The organism is Amaricoccus sp. W119 (assembly GCF_047275745.1).
In the GTDB taxonomy this organism is placed as follows: Bacteria; Pseudomonadota; Alphaproteobacteria; order Rhodobacterales; family Rhodobacteraceae; genus Amaricoccus.
In genome coordinates, this window is the sequence record NZ_JBKQWU010000017.1 from 22,551 (window position 1) to 43,963 (window position 21,413).

Sequence of the window (21,413 nt, forward strand, 5' to 3'; positions counted from 1 at the left end):
TCTACTTGTACTCAGGTACGGGCGGCCGGGTTGGCGGCGGATGTCCCGCGCAGCCAGTCACCCCCGGTTTCCGGGGCGGCGGATTCAATTCTCCGAACACCGATCGGCGCCACGATACAGTTACACCCCTCGCACCCCGACGCGGCGAAGCCGACGCGATCACCCTGGGCCGATCTGCCACGAATTTTCGTGAGCGAGGCGATTCTAGCACAGGCCGAGGGACGAGGAACAGTCCTCCCGGGGGGTGGCAGGCCCGGAACGAACCAACATGGCAAACGGCGCCGGTCCGGAAAAATGGTGGAGCGGGTGGCTTTCAGACTGGCGGGTTTCCGCTGGTGAGACTTATATCGTAATCGCGATGGTCGCCGACTCGCTCGCCGACACGTTGCCGCACGACCGAACGATAAGATCCGTTATGTTGTTCAGGGCCTCCCGGAAGGCGATCCGGCGGCCCGCGTGAACCGAGTGCCCGGGAGACATCGCCTTGAAATATCGCGCTGAGATCGACGGCCTGCGGTCGCTTGCCATCCTGCCGGTCCTGGCCTTCCACGCCGGGATCGAACGGCTTTCGGGCGGGTTCACCGGCGTCGATGTCTTCTTCGTCATCTCGGGCTTCCTGATCACGAAGATCATCCTCGACGAGATCAACGATCCCGCCGGCAACCGCTTCTCGATCCTCGAATTCTACAAGCGCCGGATCCTGCGTATCCTGCCCGCGCTCTCGATCGTGGCGCTCTCGACCGCGCTCGCCGCCTGGGCGATCATGCTGCCGAACGAGTTCCGCGCGGCGGGGAAAAGCATCGTCGCGACCGCGCTCTTCCTCTCGAACGTCTATTTCTGGCGCACCTCGGGCTATTTCGCCGACGCGGCTGAGCTGAAGCCGCTCCTGCACACCTGGAGCCTCGCGGTCGAGGAGCAGTTCTACGTCTTCTTCCCGATCATGCTCATGATCGTCGCCCGGTTCCTCGGGCGGAGGTTCCTCCTCTGGATCGGGCTCATGGTCGCGGTCTCGCTCGCGCTCTGCGTCGCGCTGACGCCGAAGGACCCGACCACCGCCTTCTTCCTGCTGCCGACCCGGATCTGGGAGCTCGGCCTCGGCGCGCTGATCGCCGCGGGCGGCGTGCCCCGGGTCGGGTCGGAGCGCGCCCGGGGCCTGCTCGCCTGGGCGGGGATCGGGCTCATCGCCTTCGGCGTGCTGGCGCTGAGCGAGGCCGATCCCTTCCCGGGCTGGAACGCGCTCTATCCGGTCCTCGGCGCCGGACTCGTGATCGCCTATGGCGCGGGCACTTCCGCGGGCGCCCTGCTCTCGACCGCGCCGCTCGTCTATGTCGGGCGGATCTCCTATTCGCTCTATCTCTGGCACTGGCCGGTGATCGTCTTCTACCGGCTGGCCTGGAAGAACGTCTTCGGCCCCCTCGACATCGCCCTCGTCATCGCCCTCTCCTGGCTTCTCGCCGATCTCTCCTACCGCCTCGTCGAGCAACCGTTCCGGACCCGGTCCATCCGGCTCCTCCCGGCGCCCCGGGTGGTCCTGGCGGGTGTCGCCTGTCTCGCGGGCTTTCTCGCGCTCGGCGGTCTCATCACCGCCACCGGGGCGAAATGGCGGAACTATCCGCCCGAGGTGCTGCGCGTCGCCGCCTATACCGACTACAAGGACACCGCCGATTACGCCTATCAGTTCGGCGCGGGCGACGGCTGCTCGGTCTCGGGCTATACCAACGGCGACGGGTTCGACCGGGCGAAATGCCTCGCGACCGAGCCCGGCAAGCCGAACTATCTCGTCGTCGGCGACAGCCACGCGGGCGCGGTCTGGCGGGCGATCGCGCTCGCCTGGCCGGAGGCGCATTTCATCAAGGCCTCGATCAGCGGCTGCCGCCCCGTGCTCGATGCCGAGGGCGAGGCGCCCTGCCGCGATCTCATCAACCACATCCATCGTGATTTCGTGCCGCGCGCCGGGCTCGACGGGGTGATCCTGGTCGGGCGCTGGCGCGCGAGCGACTTCCCGAAGATGGCGCCGACGCTCGAACATCTGAAATCAGTGACCGGCGAGATCGTGGTCTTCGGCCCGACCGTCGAATATGCCGGGGAATTCCCGCTCCTGCTCGCGCGCGAGAAGCTGAGCGGCGTCGACGGCGTGACCGAGGCGGCGCGCGACCCGAGCAAGAAGGGTCTGAGCGACCGGCTCGGCGAGATCGTCCGCGCCGAAGGCGTCGACTATGTCCCGGTCTATGACGCGATCTGCCCCGGTGGCGACTGCGCCGAGACCACGGCCGAGGGCGTGCCGCTGCAGTTCGACTATGGCCATCTGACGCTCCCGGGCGCGCAGCTCCTCATCGCGCGGGTCCAGGACCAGCTGCGTCTCGGGGACGGGCGGGCCGGGGGATAACGCGGCGGGTAACGCGGGCGAATACGGGGCTTTTCCCCGCGCTCCAGTCCCTGTGGGATTTTTCCCACCCCTCCCCCACGTGATTTCGCGCGCCCTTGCGGGGCGGCGCGGGATATCCCACAAGAGGGGCGGCGCGCGCCCCGGGGCCGTCCCGAACGGTGACGGCGCATGGGATGGCGGCGTCGAGGCGGAGAAACGAGTACGATGGCGCGGCGCGACCTGGCGGAGATATCCGGCCTGATCCTGGTGGAACCCGGGAAATTCGGTGATCACCGGGGCTTCTTTTCCGAGACCTACAACCGCCGGCGGCTCGCCGGGCAGGGGTTCGATCTCGAATTCGTCCAGGACAACCATTCGCTCTCGGCGGAGCGGGGCGTGGTGCGCGGCCTGCATTTCCAGAGCCCGCCCCATGCCCAGGACAAGCTCGTGCGCGTGGTGCGCGGCGCGGTCCTCGATGTCGTGGTCGATCTCCGGAAGGGCTCGCCCAGCTTCGGCGATCACGCGGCGGTCGAGCTCTCGGCGGCGAACTGGCGCCAGCTTCTGGTGCCGAAGGGTTTCGCCCACGGTTTCGTGACGCTCGAGCCGGAAACCGAGATGATCTACAAGGTCACCGACTACTACGCCCCCGACCACGACCACGGGCTCCTCTGGAACGATCCCGATCTCGGCATCGACTGGCCGGTGGCGGCGGAGGCGGCGCGGCTCTCCGACAAGGACCGCGCGCAGCCGAGGTTCGCCGGGATCGAGAGTCCGTTCGTCTTTTGACCCGCCATCCTGTGACCCGCCGTCTCTTGACCCGCCATCTTTTGACCCCGCCGTCTCTTGAACCGCGCCCCGCCCGTGCTATCGGAAGGCCGCGAAGGCCGCCGTCCCCGCGCGGGGGCGCGCGGACCGTCCCTGTTTTGACCATGTAACTGGCGGCCCCCGAGGCCGCGACCCGAGGAGTTCAGATGCGGATCACAGTTTTCGGTACCGGGTATGTCGGTCTCGTGCAGGGGGCGATCCTGGCCGAGGTCGGCCATGACGTGCTGTGCGTCGACGTGGACGCGGCCAAGGTCGAGGCGCTCAGGGCCGGGAACATCCCGATCTTCGAGCCCGGCCTCGAGGAGATCGTGAAACGGAACTACGCCGCCGGCCGGCTCCAGTTCACCACCGACGCCGCCGAGGGCGTGGCGCATGGGCCGATCCAGTTCATCGCCGTCGGCACGCCGCCCGACGAGGACGGCTCGGCCGATCTCACATACGTGCTCGCCGTCGCCACGACGATCGCCGAGCACATGACGGAGCCGAAGGTCATCATCGACAAGTCGACCGTGCCGGTCGGCACCGCCGACAAGGTCCGCGCCCGCGTCGCCGAGGTGCTGAAGGGCCGGGGGTCGGACGGGGAGTCGGATCGGGGGGCGGATCGGAGGTTCGACGTGGTCTCGAACCCGGAATTCCTCAAGGAAGGCGCCGCGGTCGCCGACTGCATGAAGCCCGACCGGATCATCATCGGCACCTCCGATCCCGAATCCGAGGAGCTGCTGCGCGAGGTCTACGCGCCCTTCAACCGCAACCATGACAAGATGATCGTCATGGACGTGCGCTCGGCCGAACTCACCAAATACGCCGCGAACTGCATGCTCGCGACCAAGATCTCCTTCATGAACGAGGTCGCCAATCTCGCCGAACGGCTCGGCGCGGATGTGGAGATGGTGCGCGTCGGCATCGGCTCCGACCCCCGGATCGGCTATCACTTCATCTATCCGGGCGCGGGCTATGGCGGATCGTGCTTCCCGAAGGATGTGAAGGCGCTCATTCACACCGCGCGCGAGATCGGCTTCGACCCGAAGCTGCTGCAGGCGGTCGAGGATCGCAACGACGCGCAGAAGGAAGTGATCTTCGCCAAGATCGAGAAGCATTACGGGGGCGATCTGAAGGGCAGGATCTTCGCGCTCTGGGGGCTCTCCTTCAAGCCGAACACCGACGACATGCGCGAGGCGGCCTCGCGCGTCCTGATGGAGGCGCTCTGGGAGGCGGGGGCCTCGGTCCAGGCCTATGACCCCGAGGCGATGGAGGAGACGCAGCGCATCTACGGCGACCGCGAGGATCTCACCCTCGTCGGCACCAAGGAGGCGGCGCTCCGAGGCGCCGACGCGCTGGTGATCCTGACCGAATGGCAGGCGTTCCGCGCCCCCGACTTCGACCTGATCGCCGAGAAGCTCAAGGCGCCGGTGATCTTCGACGGCCGCAATCTCTACGAGCCGGCGCGGATGGAGAAGCGCGGCTTCTCCTATTACGCGATCGGCCGCGGACGGATGTGAGGAGCCCCGCCATGGCGGAGACTGGCATGGCGAAGAGCACGGCGGCGGGCTCGACCCGGCCTGAATCGACCCAGGTTGAATCGACCCGGACGGGACCTGAGCGGGTCCTCGTCACCGGCGCCGCCGGCTTCATCGGCTTTCACACCGCCGCGGCGCTCCTCGGGCGCGGCGACGCGGTCGTGGGGTTCGACGTGGTCAACGACTACTACGACCCGGCGCTCAAGGAGGCGCGGCTCGCCGAGCTCGACCGGATCGCGGCGGAGACCGGCGCCTCCTGGCGCCTCCTCCGCGCCGATCTCGCCGACCGCGCCGCCGTCGAGGCGGCCTTCGCGGAGGGCGTGGAGGGCGCGCCCTTCGACCGGGTGATCAACCTCGCCGCCCAGGCCGGCGTGCGCTACAGCCTCGAGAACCCGCTCGCCTATGTCGAGAGCAACCTCGTCGGCTTCACCCATATCCTCGAAGGCTGCCGCCGGACCGGCGTCAGGCATCTGACCTTCGCCTCGACCTCCTCGGTCTATGGCGGCAACCGGAAGATGCCCTTCGCCGAGGATCAGGGCGTCGATCACCCGCTGCAGTTCTACGCCGCGACCAAGCGGGCGAACGAGCTGATGGCTCATGCCTATGCCCATCTCTACGGGCTGCCGGTGACGGGCCTCAGGTTCTTCACCGTCTACGGCCCCTGGGGGCGGCCCGACATGGCGCCGATGCTGTTCGCGAAGGCGATCTCCGAGGGCAGGCCGATCAAGGTCTTCAACCACGGCGACCACAGCCGCGACTTCACCTATGTCGACGATATCGTCGAGGGGGTGATCCGCGCCTCGGACCGGCCGGCGGTGCCCGATCCGGACTGGGACCCGATGAACCCCGATCCCGCGACCTCGAGCGCGCCCTACCGGATCTACAACATCGGCAACAACGAACCGGTGAAACTCGCCGATTTCATCGCCGCGATCGAGACGGCGCTGGGACGGAAGGCGATCCAGGAATTCCTGCCGCTGCAGCCCGGCGACGTGCCCGACACCTTCGCCGATTCCGCGCGCCTCACGCGGGCGGTGGACTGGTCGCCCGGCACGCCGGTCGAGGAGGGCGTCGGGCGGTTCATCGACTGGTACCGGAGCTTCCACGGGTGAACGTGGCCGCCGCCGCTGTCCCCGTCGCCACCGGTGCCGCCGCGGGTCCGGTCCCTGGCGTGCCGCCGGATGTTTGGGGGGATGCGTCATCGCGGGATGTGTCATCGGGCTGGCAAAACCGCCTCCGGGGCTGATAATCCCCTGCGAGGCGGGTCCGGAAAGCGACTCCCCCAGAGGTTGAGCATGACAAAAAGACACGGCGTTCTGTCGCGGACGATCCAGCGTTCCTATCTCAGCCTGCCGGAGAACTGGCGCGCCGCGATGCCACGGGACATGCGCGGCCAGGTGCGCGACTGGCTCGGCCTCGGAAAACCGGCGCGCTCGCGGGCGCGCGGGCCGCTCGCGGAGCTGGAGGACGGGGCAGCGGCCAAGGGGGCGACCGGGGGAGAAGCGACGAGGGGCGGGCGCGCCTTCGCGGGCGAGATTGATCCGCTCGCGCTCGAGGACCGGCTCTGGTCGGGCTTCGCCGCGGGCGCGCGCGCCGATCTCGAGGCGCTCGCCGGCCTGCCGGGCGAGGCTCCGATCCCCGATCTCTCGAAATCCCGGCAGGCCGAGGCCGCCTGGGCGCTCGCGCGCTGGCACGCGGCGGCGGGCGACGCGCCGCGCGCGCTCGTCCGGCTCGCCCGGCTGCGCGAGCTCGACCCCGGCAAGGCGCGCGGCGCGCGCGCGCTGCTCCTCGAAAGCGACTGCCTGCGCCGGACCGGCGCGGGCGGGGCGGCGCGGGCGCTGCTCGCCCCGGCGCTGGCACGCCAGCCCGACGATCCCGACCTCTGCCTCGCGATGGCGAACAGCTTCCTCATCCCCGATACACCCCCCGATCCCGAGACCGATGCGATCCGGCTCGACTGGGTGAACCGGATTTACCGCGCCCAGGGGCTCGCGGAGATCGCGCTCCGCGATCCGGCGCGGGGACTTCGGATCGACAACCTGACCGCCGCCGCGCCGCCCGAAGCCTGGGCCAAAACCTCGGGCGAGCCGATGCCGAAGGTCAGCGTGATCATGCCGGTTCACCGCGCCGAGGCGACGATCGGCTTCGCGCTCGAGAGCCTGCGCGCGCAGACTTGGCAGAACCTCGAGATCATCGTCGTCGATGATGCGAGCCCGGACGGCACGGCGGCGGTCGCCGAGGGCTACGCCGCGCGCGACCCGCGGGTGAAGGTGCTTCGCCAGGCGGAGAACCGGGGCGGCTATGCCGCGCGCAACCGAGGCTGGCTCGCCGCCACCGGCGATTTCATCACCACGCATGACGCCGACGATTGGTCGCATCCCGAGAAGATCGCGCGCCAGATGCGCTTCCTGCGCGACAATCCGGCGGCGCCGGTCTGTTTCTCGGACTGGGTGCGCGCGACGCCCGAGCTCGGCTTCGGCTGGCTCTTCCGCGCCTGGTCGCGCTTTTCCGGCAAGAGCATGTCCTCGATCCTGATCCCGCGGCCCATGATGGAGCGGCTCGGCGGCTGGGACGTGGCGCGCGTCGGCGGCGATACCGAGATCCTGCGCCGGGTCCAGCATCTCTCGGAAGACCCCGACCTCTCGCCCCAGGCCTGCAAGGGCGTGCCGCTCGCCTTCGCGCTCCACGCGGAGACCTCGCTGACGCGCCAGTCCGCGACGCATGTCCGCACGATGCTCTACGGCGCGCGGCGCGAATACGCCGAGGCGAGCGATCACTGGCGGCGCACGCGGAAGGACCCCGCCGAACTGCGGCTGGACCCCGAGGCCACGCCCGCGAGCCCCCGCCCCTTCCCCGCGCCGCTCGCCGTGCTCGGCCGGAACGGCGAGACGCGGGAGCTCGACCTGCTCGTCATCACCGATTTCGCGATGAAGGGCGGCTCCTTCGTCTCGACCTTCAACACGCTCTCGGCGGCGGTCCGGGCGGGGATGCGCGTCGGCGTCTTCCACTGGCGCCGCTACGATCTCGACATGACCAAGCCGCTCGACCCGAGGCTCCGGGCCCTGGTCCAGCGGGGCGAGGTCGCGGTGATTTCCGCCGGCGAGAAGGTCCGCGCCGCGACGGTGGTCTTCGGCTATCCGGTGATCCTGACCCGGGTGCCCGATCCCCTGCCCGAGATCGACTGCGACGCGGTGATCGTCGTCGTGAACCAGATGGCCGAGCGGATGACCGATGGCGGCGATCCGCAATACGACCCGCGCGCGCTCCAGGCGACGGTGCGCGATCTCTTCGGCCGCGAGGCGGTCTGGGCGCCGATCTCGGGCCTCGTCCACCGGCTGATGCGGGCCGATCCGCGCTATCCGGCGCCCTCGGACGAGATCTGGGTGCCGCTCATCGAGACGGAGGACTGGTGCGCGAAACCGCCGCGCTGGCGCGGGGGGTCGGGTGCGAAACCGGTCATCGGGCGCCATGCGCGCGACGAATACACCAAATGGCCGAGTGATCCCGAGGCGCTGCGCGCCGCCTATTGCGCCGAGCGGCCCTGCGTGGTCGAACTCATGGGCGGCGCGGGGCGGGCGCGCGACGTGATCGGCGCCTTCCCGTCGAACTGGGTGGTGCATTCCTTCGGCACGATGGACAGCCACGCATTCCTCGACCGGCTGGACTTCTTCCTGCACTACCCGCACGAGACCTATATCGAGGAATTCGGCCGCGCCGTGCTGGAGGCGCTGGCCCGCGGCCTGCCCGCGGTGCTGCCGCCGGTCTTCCGCGAGACCTTCGGCGAGGCGGCGGTCTATGCCGAGCCGGAAGAGGTCTGGCCCAGGATCGCCGCGCTCTGGGCCGACGAGGCGGCCTATCTCGCACAGGCCGCGCGTGGCCAGGAATTCGTCCGGGCGCATAGCGACTGGTCACGCTTCCCGGCGCGGCTCGCGGCGACGCTCGGGCGGGGTCCGGGGACGGCCGAGGCGGGGATGGCCGAAACGGGAGCGGCCCAGGCCGCCGCTCAGGGGTGAGCATGGGAAACGAGAACCGGAAGAAATCCGCCCGGGGCGTCGGTGCGCGGCTGCGCGGCTGGTTCGGCCTCGGCCCAGTGACGAAACCGGCGACGGAACCGGTAACGAAACCGGTGGCGAGTCCGGCGGCTGGCCCGGCTCCGGGAACCGGCCGCGCGGCCGCGCTCGCGGGCCCGGACCTGCCCGGCAAGGCGAAACGCTCCGGCAGGAAGGCGGGCAAATCCGGGGCGGGCAAATCCGCGGCGACCGGGGTCCGGCCCGCCGGGCCCGGCCCGGCCCGGGTCGGCAAGGCGGGGGCTGGCAAGGCGGGAATTGGCAAGACGGGGACTGGCAAGAGGCGCGCGCGCCGGCGCCCGCCCGTCCCGCCGATCGGGGATTTCGTCCTGATCCTTGGCGCGATGAAATCCGGGACGACGAGCCTCTACGACTATCTCGCCACCCATCCCGAGATCGCGCCCTGCATCCGCAAGGAGCCGAGCTTCTTCGCCGCGGACCGGCGCAAGAAGACGCCCGGGCGCTACTACCGGCTCTGGCCCGGATACGATCCCGCCCGGCACCGCTATGCGATGGAAGCCTCGGTCGATTACACCAAGCAGCCGCGCTACCGCTATGTGACGCGGTGGATCAGGGACTTCCCGGCCCGTTTCAAGTTCATCTACATCGTGCGCGACCCCGTCGACCGGATCGAGTCGCAGATCGCGCACAACATCGCCAAGGGGCGGATCACCAGGGAAACCTACGGGACCAAGCTCGACAGTGCGATCTCGACCTCGCGCTACGGCTATCAGCTCGACGCCTTCCGCGGGCCGCTCGGAAATCCCGAGGTGCTGCTGCTCGATTTCGACGAGCTCCGGCGCGATCCGATGGCGCTGCTCGCGCGCGTGGTGGATTTCCTCGGGATCGACCCCGGCTTCACCTTCGCCGAGCGCGCGGCCTCGAACACGCGCAAGGCGGTCAATGACAGCGAGAGCTTCCGGCTCAGCCGGGCCGAGCGGGGGCGGTTCCGCGCGAAACTCGCCCCCGACATGGCGCATTTCGCGCGGGACTACGGGTTCGACATCACCCGCTGGGGCTTCCCGGCGCCGCCGCCCGAACCGCTCCGGCTCGCGGAACGGCGCGACACGCTCCACCGCCGCCATCTCGGCGCGCTCGTCGACGAACTCGCGGCGAAGTCGAGGCGCCTGATCGAGATCGGGACCGGCGAGGGGATCGCGCCGGACCGCGGCGGTCTCCGCGAGCGGGTCCTGGCCGATCCCGCCGCGCCCGGCGGGCTCGACGCGCTCGATGGCGGCCGGCGCTTCGATTTCGCCCTCTGCCCGGCGCTCGAACAGGCACCCGACCCGGAGGCGCTGGCGCGGAAACTCCTCGCATCGGCCGACCGGGTGCTGGTCTCGCTCCCCGGCTCCTGGGACGGGCCGGAACGCTGGTTCGGCCGGGAGCCCGACTACCGGGTGCTCATCGAGGAGCCGGGAAGCTCCGATCCGGCCGGCCGCCGGCTGATCGCCTATTACCATAACACCGGAACCGTCCCGCCCGGGCAGGCCGCCCCCCGGAAAGCCGCCCCGAAGGCCACACGGAAAGCCAGGCCGGACGCCGGACCGGATGGCGATCGGGCGGTCGCCATGGTCACCGAATCTCCCTCGGCCGCCGATGATCAGCGACCGGCTTGAGAGCCTCTATCTCGCCCTGCCGCCCTCCTTCCGCCGGCTGATCCCCGAGCATTGGCGCACCGGCCTCCGGAACCGGCTGCTGCCGGAATGGCGGCCGGGGACCCCGGGTTCGCCCCGGCGGATCGAGGACCGGCTCTGGGGCGGTTTCTCGACCCGCGCGCTCGCCGAGCTCGACGCGGTGATCGCCGCCGGCCGCGCCGATCCGGCCCGGGCCAGGGCGGCGGCGGAGGCGTCCTGGGCGCGGGCGCGCTGGGATGTCGCGCGGGGCGATCCCGCGGCGGCGCTCCGCGCGATCCAGGAGGCGCGCATCCTCAATCCCGCCGGCGCCGGCGCCAAGCGGCAGTATCTGCAGGAGGCGAAGCTGCTCCGCCTGCTCGGGCGCGGGGCCGAGGCGCACGCGCTCCTGCCCGCCCGGGGCTTCGACGCCTCGGCCTGGATCATGCGCGCCGCGAGCCACAGCCCGACCGCCGCGCCCGGCGCGGCCGATCCCGCCGCCGCGCTCGCGGCGCTCAACCATGTCTTCCACCGCTTCCGCCTCGGCGGCATCGCATTGCTCGACCCCTCCCGCCCACTCGGCATCGACAATATCGGCCCGGCCCAGGCGCCCGCGCCGGTCCGGGGGCCGCTCGTCAGCGTGATCATGCCCGCCTTCCGCGCCGAGGCGACGATCGGGACCGCGCTCGCGAGCCTCGCCGCGCAGAGCTGGCGCGACATCGAGGTGCTCATCGTCGACGACGCGAGCCCGGACGGCACGGCGGGCGTCGCGGCGGAGTTCGCCGCGCGCGATCCGCGCTTCCGGCTGATCGCCCAACCCGTGAACGGCGGCGCCTATGCCGCGCGCAACCGCGCGCTGACCGAGGCCGCGGGCGAGTTCGTCACCGTGCACGACGCCGATGACTGGTCGCATCCCGAGAAGATCCGGACCCAGGTTGCGCATCTGCTCCGGAACCCGTCCGAGCCGCAGGATTTCACCGCCTGGACCCGCGCGCTCCCTGATCTCACGATCACCGGGACGCTCCGGGGCAGCCGGGCGCTCGTCACCTCGAACCTCTCCTCGCAGATGATCCGGCGCGCGGCGCTGATCGCCGCCGGCGGCTGGGACGATACGCGGGCCGCGGGCGACAGCGAGCTCATCGCCCGCGTCGAGGTGCTCGTCGGCCGCTCCGCGCAGGCCTGGCGCGCGCGGGTGCTGAAACCCGCCTGCCCCTTCTCCATCGGCCGGGTGAGCCCCGACCAGCTCACGCGCTCCGAAGTCACGCATGTGATCTCGCTCCAGCACGGGGTCCGGCGCGAATACCACGAATCCGCCGCGCTCTGGCACGCGGCGCTCGCGCGCGGCGAGGGGCGCGGCGATCTCGCCCTGCTCGGCGCCGCCCGCTTCCCGGCGCCGCCGGCGCTGCGCGCGTCCCGGGCGGAGCCGCCGCCGCTCGATTTCCTCGTGATCGCCGATTTCAACATGCGCGGCGGCGCCTCGAAATCGGCGATCGCGATGCTGGAGGCGGGAAGCCGCGCCGGCCGCGCCGCCGGGCTCCTCCACTACCGCCGCGCCGATCTCAACCTGACCCATCCGCTCGACCCGGAGTTGCGCGCGCGCGCGGTCCGGGCAGGCTGGCGCATCGTGGCGCCGGGCGAGCGCCTCGCGGCGCGCACGGTGATCCTCTCCTATCCGCCGCTCCTCGGCGATGCGATGGACCGCTTCCCCGTCATCGCGCATGAGCGGCTGGCCGTCGCCGTGAACCAGATGGCCGAGCGCGACACCCTGGGCCGCGACCGCGCCTATGATCCCGCGCGGGTCCGGGCCAATCTCGCGACGCTGCTCGGCTCGGAGGGGATCTGGATCCCGATCTCGGGCCGGGTCCGCGCGCTCATGGAGGCCGATCCGCGCTATCCCCGCCCCGATCCCGAGACCTGGACGCCGCTCATCGACGTGGACGACTGGTGCGCGCGCGAACCGGCCTGGCGCGGCGCCTCCCGCGCGCGCCCGGTGATCGGCCGGCACGGGCGCGACCACGCGCTGAAATGGCCGACCGATCCGGAGGAGATCCTCGCCGCCTATTGCGCCGGCCGGCCGGTCGCGACGCGCTTCCTCGGCGGCGCGGCCGAGGCGCGGCGCAGGCTGCGCCGCTGGCCCGCGAACTGGTCGGTCGCGCCCTATGGCGGCGATGTGCGCGCCTTCCTCGGCGATCTCGATTTCTTCCTGCACTATCCCGACCCCCGGTATATCGAGGAATTCGGCCGCGCGCCGATGGAGGCGATGGCGGCGGGCGTGCCGGTGATCCTGCCGCCGGAATTCGAGCCGACCTTCGGCCCGGCGGCGCTCTATGCCCGCGCCGCCGAGGTCTGGCCGCTGATCGAACGGCTCTGGGCCGACCGCGCCGCCTGGACCGCGCGCGCCGAGGCCGGCCGGGCCTTCGTCCGGGGCACCTGCGATTCCCGGCTCTTCGCCGGGCGGCTCGACACGCTCGCGGCGCTCGCGCCCGGACGAATTTCGGGCCGGATCTCCGCGCCAGATGCCTTGCCCGGTGCCTCGCCCGATACCGCGCCAACCGACACACCGGCCGAAGGCTGAGATGGCGGGGGCCGCGTCCGGGACGGATGGCAGGGAGGAGGCCGGCGGAGAGGACGCCGGGATGGGGGAGGCACCGGCGCTCTCGGTCATCGTGCCGGTCTACCGGCAATGGGAGATGCTCCCCCTCCTGCTCGCGGATCTCGCGGCCCAGGAGGACGTGCCGCCCTTCGAGGTCATCATCGTCGACAACGAGCCCGACACCCCGGGGCCGCGACCCGGCGTCCCGGACACCACGACCCGTCCCGCGACCCGTTTCGCACTCCGCCATATCGATTGCGCCACGCCCGGCTCCTACGCGGCGCGCAACGCCGGCGCGGCGGTGGCGCGGGGCGGGGTCTTCGTCTTCACCGACGCCGATTGCCGGCCCGCGTCCTCCTGGCTCGCCGCGCTCACGGGCGCGGCCGCGGCCGAACCGGAGGCGCTGCTCGCCGGGCCGGTCGAGGTCGTGGGCGGCGAGACGCCGAACGCCTGCGAGATCTACGACATGATCCGGGGCATCCCGCAGGCGCGCTATGTCGCCCGGGGTTATGCCGCGACCGCCAATCTCGCGGTGCCGGCGGCGGTCTTCACCGCGCTCGGCGGCTTCGATCCGCGCCGCTTCTCGGGCGGGGACGCCGAGTTCTGCCGCCGCGCCGGCGCCGCGGGCCATCCGCTCCGCCTCGTCGGGGCGGCGGTCACGCGGCATCCGGCGCGCGCCGACTGGGGCGAGCTCGCGGCGAAGGCGCGGCGGATCAAGGGCGGGCAGATCCGGGGCGGCCCCCTGCCCCGCCGGATCGCCTGGGTCCTGCGTACACCGCTGCCGCCCCTGCGCGACACCCGCGCCTATCTCCGCGCCGAGGCGCCCTGGCGCTGGCGGCGGACCGCGGTCGCGCTCCGCTTCCGGCTCTGGGGGGTCGAGGTGGCGGAAATGCTGAGGCTCCTCGCCGGGGGGACGCCGGAGCGGTAGGGCGGGACCTATGGACCGCGTTCCGTGAGCCGCGATCCGAACCCATGCGCGGCGTAATGGGCGAAATACCAGGCGGCGCGGGGGAGGGAGAGGCCGACCACGCGGCGGTAGAGCATCCAGGTGTCGCGCGCGGCGACGAGCTTGTTGCCCGAGAGCGAGGCGGCGGCGACGCGGTAATCGGCCAGCACCTCCGGGAGCCCATGCGCCGCCTCGACGCTTTCGAGCAGCCGGAGCCAGAGGCCGTAGTCCTGGCGGCGGCGGACCTCGGGCATCTCCACCGCGCCGAAATGCGCGCGGTCATAGACCGCCGTCAGGCAGCCGATCACGTTGCGCCGCAGAAGCTCCCCGCGCGTCACCCGCGCGGGCACCGCGACGGTGCCGAGCGCCCGCCCCGCCCCGTCCACCCGCCGGTAGGCGGTGAAGCTGAAGGCATGGCCCTCCGCCGCCATGAAACCGATCTGGCGCGCGAGCTTTTCCGGGTGCCAGCGGTCGTCGGCGTCGAGAAAGGCGATGTAGCGGCCGCGCGCCGCGCGGAGCCCGAGGTTGCGCGCGACGCCCGCGCCGCCGTTTCGCCCCGTCGCGAGCGCACGTATCCTGGGATCGGCCGCCACCGCCCCGGCGATCAGCGCCGCCGAGCCGTCGGTCGAGCCGTCGTCGATCAGGAGATGCTCCCAGTCGGAAAGGCTCTGCGCCCGGACCGAGGCGAGGGTCGCGCCAAGCGTCCCGGCCGCGTTCCAGACCGGGGTGACGACCGAGACCAGCGGGGCGGGAGACGAGGCGGGAAGCGGGGCGATCACAGGTCGAGGAGCGCCGTCGCGTGCCGGCGCAGGAGATAGGCGCCGATCACGAAGAGGCCGAGCGAGAGGCCGACCACATAGGGGATCGAGACGTATTGCGGGTGATAGCCGCCATAGATGCCCGCGCGCATCAGCCCGATCACATGGGCGACGGGGTTGAACCAGAGCACATCCCGCAGCCCGGCCGGCACCGCCTCGTAGAGGAAGAGCACGCCCGAGAGGATGAATTTCGGCCGGCTCAGGATCTTCCAGACCGAGCGCCAGGTCGGAAAGAACCGGAAGAGCACGCAGTTGAGCGCGCCGACGCCGAGCCCGATCAGCGCGGCGAGGAAGAAGGCAAGCGCGATCAGGCCGAGGTCGAGCTGGACCGGCTGGTCGATGGAGAGGAAGATGATGATGTAGAGCAGCACGCCGACGACGAGCATGGTCAGCGTCGAGAGCAGGAACTTGGCGAGAACCGCGTCGAGCATGGTGACGACGGGATAGGTCAGGAGCCCGCGGTTCGAGCGGATCGCGCCGGTGACCGCGTTCGAGACGTAGTTGTAGGTGTTATAGGGAATGTAGCCGCTCGCGTAGAAGAGCAGGAAGCTCGAGCCGAGCGGCGGCGAGCGGAGTGCGAGGCCGAAGGCGATCGAGAGCAGGAGGATGCCGCCGAGCGGCTCGGCGATCGCCCAGAAATAGCCGCCCCAGGAGCGGCCGAAATTGGTCTGCATCTCGCGCACCATCAGCGCGAAGAGCACCCGCAGCCGCTGGAAGCGCACCTTTCCCGCCCGCGCCGCCGGTGCGATCACGGCGGGGCCACCCGAAGATCTCGGCGTGGTAGATCCCCCGGAAGATCCCGCGATGGAAGATCCCGCCGCGGCAGGCCCGGTCGCGGGACCGGCCGGGGTTTTCCGGGAGCTGCCTGCCATGGAGGGGTCCATGGATGGGTTCACGGATGCGTTCGTGGCCATCGCGCCGTCGTCCATGGGCTTGTCCGGGGATAACGTTGCACTCCGGCACCGCCGGCCTGCGACCTTGCGCGGATCGTCCGCCCCGGTTTGCTTTCATCGGGGGCAAGGAGTAAACCTTGCCCGGTTGCGATGACAAGCATGGTTTCGCGTCAGCTTCCGGGGGTTCGATGACAAATTCGCAAGGCCACCGCGCCGGACCCCGCCGGGGACTCCGGGCCGTCGGACCGGCGGAGCCCCCAGTGAAATCCGGCGTGAAATCCGGAGTGAAATCCCGGACGGAACCTCCGGCGGAATCCCCGATGGAATCCGGGGGGAAACCCCGCGTGGGCGCATCCGGCCGTTTCCCCGAAGCGGGCGGCCTGCCCGAAGGCTCCCCTCAGGGCTCCCCCGAAGGTTCTCCCGAAGCCGTCCCCGGAACCACTCTCGCGGGCCAGCCCGAAGGTCACCCCGCGGATCGGCCCGCGGATCGGCCCGAACATCCGGTCGCCGGGTCCGGAAGGACGCGGCTGGTGCCGGACGAGACGCTCGCCGCGCGCCGCGCCGCCCGCCGTGTCCGCCGCGCCACCCGCGCGGAAGCCGCCGGGGCGGCCCGGGACGGGATGGCCCAGGACGGGGTTGTCCGTGAGGGGGCGCCCGAGGTTCGGCCAGAGGCTCAACCGGAAGCTCAGCCCGAGGTTCAACCCGGGGTTCAATCCGAGGCTCAGCCCGGCACCCGACCCGGAACGCGCCACACAGCCGGGCCCGCGGCCGCGCCCGCGCGGGAAACGGCGCCGGAGCGCGCGCCCGGGACGCCATCCGGGCAGGGCCCCGGACGGAAGCCGAACTACGCCGCGATGCGCGCCGCGCGGAAGGTGGAACGGGCGGCCGAACGGGAGCGGGAGCGCGAAGCCGCCCGCGCGGCGGCGCTCGACCCCGAGGCCGAGGATTTCGCGCCGCGCCCCGGCCTCGGGGCCAAGCGACGCCGCGCCGACCCCGAGCTCGCCCCCGGCGAGATCGAACGGACGGTCGCGAACCAGCCCGAGGTGCGGCCGGCGCGCCCCGAGACGCGCCATCTCGTGCTGGCGTCGAGCTTCCTCGCGCTCGTGCTGCTGCCCTTCCTCGTCGTCGCCACCTATCTCTACACCCGCGCCGCCGACCAGTTTCACTCCGAGGTCGCCTTCTCGATCCGCTCCGAGGACGCGGGCGCCGCCTCGGGCATTCTCGGCGCGCTGACCTCGATCGGCTCGGTCTCGGCCTCCGATACCGACATCCTCTTCGAATACATCCGCAGCCAGAAGATCGTCGAGGAGATCGACCCGGAACTCGGGCTCCGCGCGATCTACAACAAGGCGCCCTCGGATTTCTGGTTCTCGCTCGGCGCGGACCCCACGATCGAGGCGCTGCACGGGCAATGGGACCGGATGGTCGAGGTGAACCTCGGCTCGGCCGGGATCATCGAGGTGACGGCCAGGGCCTTCGATCCCGCCGACGCGCGGCGGATCGCCGAGGCGATCCTCGCCCATTCCGGCGCGCTCGTGAACCGGCTCTCGGGCCAGGCGCGCGCCGATGCGATCCAGTTCGCGAGCGGCGAGCTCGCCCAGGCCGAGATCAACCTGCGCGACATGCGCCAGCGGATGAACGATTTCCGCCGCGAGCACCGGCTGGTCGATCCCGCCGCCGACGCCGCCGGCCAGGCCGGGCTTCTGGCCGCGCTGCAGGGCCAGCTCGCCCAGGCGCTGGTCGATCGCGACATGCTGAGCACCTACGCCGCCGAGGGCGACCAGCGGATGATCCAGGCCAACCGGCGCATCGACGCGATCACCGAGCGGATCGACCAGGAACGCGCGACGCTCGGCGTCGAGGGGGTCGAGGGCTCTCTGCCGGACGTGCTCTCCTCCTACGAGGAACTGCGCGTCGATCTCGAATTCGCCAATACCGCCTATACTCAGGCGCTCGCCGGCGTCGCCGCCGCCAAGGCCGAGGCCGGCCGCCAGAGCCGCTATCTCGCGCCGCATATCCAGCCGACGCTGGCCGAGACCTCGCTCTATCCGCGGCGCGCGATCCTCGCGGGGCTGACGCTGCTCTTCCTCTCGCTCGGCTGGGGCGTCGCGATGCTGGTCTACTACAATGTGCGCGACAACCGCTGATCGGCGCGGGACCGGAGGCCGGACCGAGCGCCGGGTAGCGCGCGAGCGATGATCGAATTCCGCGACGTCTCGAAATACTACCCGACGCCCGGCGGGCGGAAGGTGGTGCTCGACCATCTGAACCTGACCCTGCCCTCGGGGGCGAAGATCGGCGTGCTCGGCCGCAACGGCGCCGGCAAGTCGACGCTGCTCGGCATGGTCGCGGGCACCGCGCATCCGAACCGGGGCGAGATCCGGCGCCACGCCTCGATCTCCTGGCCGCTCGGCTTCGCGGGCAGCTTCCACGCCGATCTCACCGGGGCGCAGAACGTGCGCTTCGTCGCGCGGATCTACGGGATGGATACCGACACGCTCGTCGATTACGTCGAGGATTTCGCCGAGCTCGGCGAGTTCATGGACATGCCGGTGCGCGCCTATTCCTCGGGGATGAAGGCGCGGCTCGCCTTCGGCATGTCGATGGGGATCGCCTTCGACTGGTATCTCGTCGACGAGATCACCGCCGTCGGCGACTCGGCCTTCCGCCGCAAGTCGCTCGCGGTGTTCCAGGACCGGCTGCGCGAGGCGGGGCTGCTCATGGTCTCGCATTCGATCGGCACGATCCGGAGCTACTGCGACAGCGGTCTCGTGCTCGAAGGCGGAACCGCGCGCTATTTCGAGGATGTGGACGAGGCGATCGCCCATCACGAACGCAACATGCGGCGGCGCTGAGCGCCTCCGCTCCGGTCCCGCGGGGTCCACGGGGACCGGGCCTCGGCGTCTTCCCCCCGCCCGGGGCGGCCGGCGTTGCAATCCCGCGTCGGGCGTGGAAGGTTCCGGCCAAAACCCGCGACCGCGCCCCCCGCCGGCCGGTCCCGGGATCATCCGAGAAGAGCCAAGGGCCGGGTAGGTTTCATGTTCTGGATGTCCCTGGCCGATCACGGCCCAAGGACGGCGCTGTTCCTCGGGGACGGGTCGGAGATCAGCTACGCCGAACTCGCGGCGCGCGCCGATGCGAGCGCGGAAGCCGCCCGGGACGCGATCCGCGAGATCGCGCCCGGATTCGACTCAGACTCCGGTCCGGAATCGAATTCGGAGAGCCCGCGGCCGCTCGCGCTCGTCGAATGCGCCAATGTCGAAGCCTCGGTCACCGCCTATCTCGCCTGCCTGCGCGCGGGCTGGCCGGTCATCCCGGTGGCGGAGGGCGCCACCCGCAAGGACCCCCGGCTCATCGAGACCTACCGGCCGAACCTGATCTTCCGTGAGGGGAAGGCAGGCGTGGGAAAAGCGGGCGCGGGAGAAACGGGCGCGGGAGAAACGGGCTGGGCCTGGGAGGCGGGCGATCCGGAGCCGGCCGCGATGCATCCCGATCTCGCGGTCCTGCTCTCGACCTCGGGCACGACCGGGGCGGCGAAGCTCGTCCGGCTCTCGCGGGCCAATATCGCCGCCAACGCCGCCTCGATCGTCGAATATCTCGCGATCACGGACCGGGACCGGGCGATCACCACCCTGCCCTTCCACTATTCCTACGGCATGTCGGTCCTGCACACCCAGCTTCTCGCCGGGGGCGCGCTGATCCTGACCGACGCCTCGGTCACCGAGGAGGATTTCTGGGATCTCGCCCGGAGCGGCGGGGCGACCTCGCTCGCCCTCGTGCCCTTCCAGTTCGAGCTTCTGGAGAATTCGGGCTTCGCGGAACGGGCACTGCCCTCGCTGCGCTATGTGACCCAGGCCGGCGGCAAGCTCTCCCCGGTGCTGGCGCGGCGCTTCATCGAGATCGGGCAGGCGAAGGGCTGGGAGCTCTTCGTGATGTACGGCCAGACCGAGGCCAGCCCCCGGATCGCCTATGTGCCGCCGAAGGCGCTGTCCTCCCATCCCGAAGCGATCGGCATCCCGATCCCGGGCGGCCGGCTCTGGCTCGCCGACGACGCCGGCGCCGAGATCACCGCGGCCGACACGCCGGGCGAACTGGTCTACGAGGGGCCGAACGTGATGCTCGGCTATGCCGAGACGCGCGCCGGTCTCGCGGCGGAGGCCGGACCCGAGGTGCTGCGCACCGGCGATATCGCCGAGCGGAGCGCGGACGGCTTCTTCCGCGTGGTCGGCCGCCGGAGCCGTTTCCTGAAGCTCGTCGGCCTGCGCATCGGCCTCGACGAAGTCGAGCGCGCCCTCGCCGCGCAGGGGTTGAAGCCCTACGCGGTCGGCGACGACCGCCGGATGACGGTCTTTCTCGCCGGGGCCACGCCGGAGACGGCCGAGGCGACGGCCGCCGATCTGATCGCGCGCTACGGGCTCACGCGCAAGCTCGTCGCCGTCCGACCGCTCGAAACCGTGCCGCTCCTCTCCTCGGGCAAGATCGACTACCGCGCGCTCAATGCGATGGCGGCCGCCGAGACAGAACGCGAGACGGAAGCGGCGGAGGCCCGGGGCGCCGGGACGCGCGGCGAGCTCGAAACGGTGCTGCGCGACGCGCTCCGGCGCAACGAGATCGATCTTTCCCGCAGCTTCGCCGAGCATGGCGGCGATTCCCTCTCCTTCCTCGAAGTGCAGATGGCGCTGAACCGCCGCCTCGGCCATGTGCCGGTGAACTGGGAGAAGATGCCGCTTTCCGAGCTCATGGCGCTCGAGCCGCGCGCGCGCGCCGCGACCCAGCCGGTCTCGATCGACACCATCGGCCGGGTGGTCGCGATCACGACGATCGTGGCGCTGCACGCGGCGCGCTATCCGGTGCTCGGCGGGGCCTATCTGCTGATCGCGCTGGTCGGCTTCTCGATGGCGCGGTTCCAGCTGACGCCGCTCTCCGAGGGCCGGATCGGCCAGGTGCTCCGGACCACGCTGGTGCCGATCCTCATCGGCTATTACGGAATGCTCGGCCTCGTCCATGTCGCGCTCCGGCCGATCAGCGCGCCCTGGTTCTTCCTGCTCGGCAATTACGAGCGGGATTTCGAATATGGCATCGAGGTGCTCTGGTTCGTCGGCCTCTACGTGCAGCTCATGCTGCTGATGTGCCTGCCCTTCCTGTTCCGCCCGGTCCGCGCCTTCGTCGCGCGAAAGCCCTTCGAACTCGGGATCGGCCTGCTTGTCGCGCTGATGGTGGCGGCGCCGCTGCTGCGCGGCTCGGTCGATGTCGATTACCGCGTGCGCGACCCGCTCTTCGCCGGGCAGCTCGTGCTTCTCGGCTGGCTCGTCTATTTCGCGGGCGAGGATCTCCGGCGGCGGCTTCTCGTGACCGGCCTCGTCCTGCTCGACGTGGCGCTCTTCTGGCATCTGCGCTGGAGCGTGATCGCGCTCGTGCTCGGCGGGCTCCTGCCGCTCCTGTGGTTCCGGACCGTCCGCCTGCCCTGGCGGCTCGCCCATGCGCTGACCTTCGTGGCGCAACGCACGCTCTTCATCTACCTCACCCATCCGTTCTGCGTCATGGTCTTCGTCCGGGTCTTCGAGAACCGCGAGCCGAAGCTCGCGATGTTCCTCGCCACGATCTCCGCGAGCATCGTGACCGCGACCATCGCCAAGGCCGCCTATGACATGCTGGAGCGCCGGGTCCGCGAGTGGCTCGCCGCGCGCGGCGCGCGGGACGAGCTTCGGGCGGGCTGATGGGCGGGCTGATCTGGCAAGCTTCCGGCGGGGGTCAGGTCCCCGCCCGGGGTTCAGCGGGT

General features: G+C 71.0%; 13 protein-coding genes. 11 read left to right on the forward strand and 2 right to left on the reverse strand.

Going from position 1 to position 21,413, the window contains the following annotated elements; all coding sequences use genetic code 11:
* Positions 1–484 precede the first annotated feature (484 nt).
* The 8 genes from ACLJK8_RS11185 (at position 485) to ACLJK8_RS11220 (ending at position 13,905) form a co-directional block, all read left to right on the forward strand.
* Complete coding sequence (locus ACLJK8_RS11185) at positions 485–2,386, forward strand: acyltransferase family protein (protein WP_413150343.1); 1,902 nt, start codon at positions 485–487, stop codon at positions 2,384–2,386.
* Between the two features lie 204 nt (positions 2,387–2,590).
* Positions 2,591–3,151, forward strand: coding sequence for a dTDP-4-dehydrorhamnose 3,5-epimerase (rfbC, locus tag ACLJK8_RS11190; protein WP_413150344.1), 561 nt, complete (start codon positions 2,591–2,593; stop codon positions 3,149–3,151).
* 185 nt (positions 3,152–3,336) lie between these two features.
* Positions 3,337–4,689, forward strand: coding sequence for a UDP-glucose dehydrogenase family protein (locus ACLJK8_RS11195; RefSeq protein ID WP_413150345.1), 1,353 nt, complete (start codon positions 3,337–3,339; stop codon positions 4,687–4,689).
* 26 nt (positions 4,690–4,715) lie between these two features.
* Positions 4,716–5,819, forward strand: a complete 1,104-nt coding sequence (locus tag ACLJK8_RS11200; RefSeq protein ID WP_413150346.1) for an NAD-dependent epimerase — start codon at positions 4,716–4,718, stop codon at positions 5,817–5,819.
* 183 nt (positions 5,820–6,002) lie between these two features.
* The gene (locus ACLJK8_RS11205; protein WP_413150347.1) at positions 6,003–8,720 is read left to right on the forward strand and encodes a glycosyltransferase; all 2,718 of its coding nucleotides are present in this window, start codon (positions 6,003–6,005) and stop codon (positions 8,718–8,720) included.
* Positions 8,721–8,722: 2 nt separating this feature from the next.
* The gene (locus ACLJK8_RS11210; RefSeq protein ID WP_413150348.1) at positions 8,723–10,390 is read left to right on the forward strand and encodes a sulfotransferase; all 1,668 of its coding nucleotides are present in this window, start codon (positions 8,723–8,725) and stop codon (positions 10,388–10,390) included.
* Entirely contained in the window at positions 10,371–12,959 is a 2,589-nt protein-coding gene (locus ACLJK8_RS11215; RefSeq protein WP_413150349.1) for a glycosyltransferase, read from the forward strand. The genes ACLJK8_RS11210 and ACLJK8_RS11215 overlap by 20 nt, the downstream gene beginning before the upstream one ends.
* A gap of 1 nt (position 12,960) precedes the next feature.
* Positions 12,961–13,905 (forward strand): glycosyltransferase family 2 protein, encoded by a 945-nt coding sequence (locus ACLJK8_RS11220; protein WP_413150350.1) that lies wholly within the window; start codon positions 12,961–12,963, stop codon positions 13,903–13,905.
* An 8-nt stretch (positions 13,906–13,913) separates the two neighbouring features.
* On the opposite strand, the gene ACLJK8_RS11225 is transcribed toward ACLJK8_RS11220, so the two are convergent.
* Together ACLJK8_RS11225 and ACLJK8_RS11230 are read right to left on the reverse strand one after the other, a co-directional pair.
* Entirely contained in the window at positions 13,914–14,702 is a 789-nt protein-coding gene (locus ACLJK8_RS11225; protein ID WP_413150351.1) for a glycosyltransferase family 2 protein, read from the reverse strand.
* Entirely contained in the window at positions 14,699–15,493 is a 795-nt protein-coding gene (locus tag ACLJK8_RS11230) for an ABC transporter permease (protein ID WP_413150352.1), read from the reverse strand. Before ACLJK8_RS11230 ends, ACLJK8_RS11225 begins: the two co-directional genes overlap by 4 nt.
* Positions 15,494–16,164: 671 nt before the next feature.
* On the opposite strand from ACLJK8_RS11230, the gene ACLJK8_RS11235 reads away from it, so the two are divergent.
* The 3 genes from ACLJK8_RS11235 to ACLJK8_RS11245 all read left to right on the forward strand — a co-directional run bounded on the left by ACLJK8_RS11235 (position 16,165) and on the right by ACLJK8_RS11245 (position 21,351).
* Complete coding sequence (locus ACLJK8_RS11235) at positions 16,165–17,781, forward strand: hypothetical protein (protein WP_413150353.1); 1,617 nt, start codon at positions 16,165–16,167, stop codon at positions 17,779–17,781.
* Between the two features lie 48 nt (positions 17,782–17,829).
* The gene (locus ACLJK8_RS11240) at positions 17,830–18,489 is read left to right on the forward strand and encodes an ABC transporter ATP-binding protein (protein ID WP_413150354.1); all 660 of its coding nucleotides are present in this window, start codon (positions 17,830–17,832) and stop codon (positions 18,487–18,489) included.
* A gap of 183 nt (positions 18,490–18,672) precedes the next feature.
* Positions 18,673–21,351, forward strand: coding sequence for an AMP-binding protein (locus ACLJK8_RS11245; protein ID WP_413150355.1), 2,679 nt, complete (start codon positions 18,673–18,675; stop codon positions 21,349–21,351).
* The last annotated feature ends 62 nt before the right edge of the window (positions 21,352–21,413 follow it).

What these genes read in the sequence shown, in the direction of transcription:
- rfbC (WP_413150344.1), top strand. Translation starts at nt 2,591, where the DNA reads ATGGCGCGGCGCGACCTGGCGGAGATATCCGGCCTGATCCTGGTGGAA.
- ACLJK8_RS11195 (WP_413150345.1), top strand. Translation starts at nt 3,337, where the DNA reads ATGCGGATCACAGTTTTCGGTACCGGGTATGTCGGTCTCGTGCAGGGG.
- ACLJK8_RS11200 (WP_413150346.1), top strand. Translation starts at nt 4,716, where the DNA reads ATGGCGAAGAGCACGGCGGCGGGCTCGACCCGGCCTGAATCGACCCAG.
- ACLJK8_RS11205 (WP_413150347.1), top strand. Translation starts at nt 6,003, where the DNA reads ATGACAAAAAGACACGGCGTTCTGTCGCGGACGATCCAGCGTTCCTAT.
- ACLJK8_RS11210 (WP_413150348.1), top strand. Translation starts at nt 8,723, where the DNA reads ATGGGAAACGAGAACCGGAAGAAATCCGCCCGGGGCGTCGGTGCGCGG.
- ACLJK8_RS11215 (WP_413150349.1), top strand. Translation starts at nt 10,371, where the DNA reads ATGATCAGCGACCGGCTTGAGAGCCTCTATCTCGCCCTGCCGCCCTCC.
- ACLJK8_RS11220 (WP_413150350.1), top strand. Translation starts at nt 12,961, where the DNA reads ATGGCGGGGGCCGCGTCCGGGACGGATGGCAGGGAGGAGGCCGGCGGA.
- ACLJK8_RS11240 (WP_413150354.1), top strand. Translation starts at nt 17,830, where the DNA reads ATGATCGAATTCCGCGACGTCTCGAAATACTACCCGACGCCCGGCGGG.
- ACLJK8_RS11245 (WP_413150355.1), top strand. Translation starts at nt 18,673, where the DNA reads ATGTTCTGGATGTCCCTGGCCGATCACGGCCCAAGGACGGCGCTGTTC.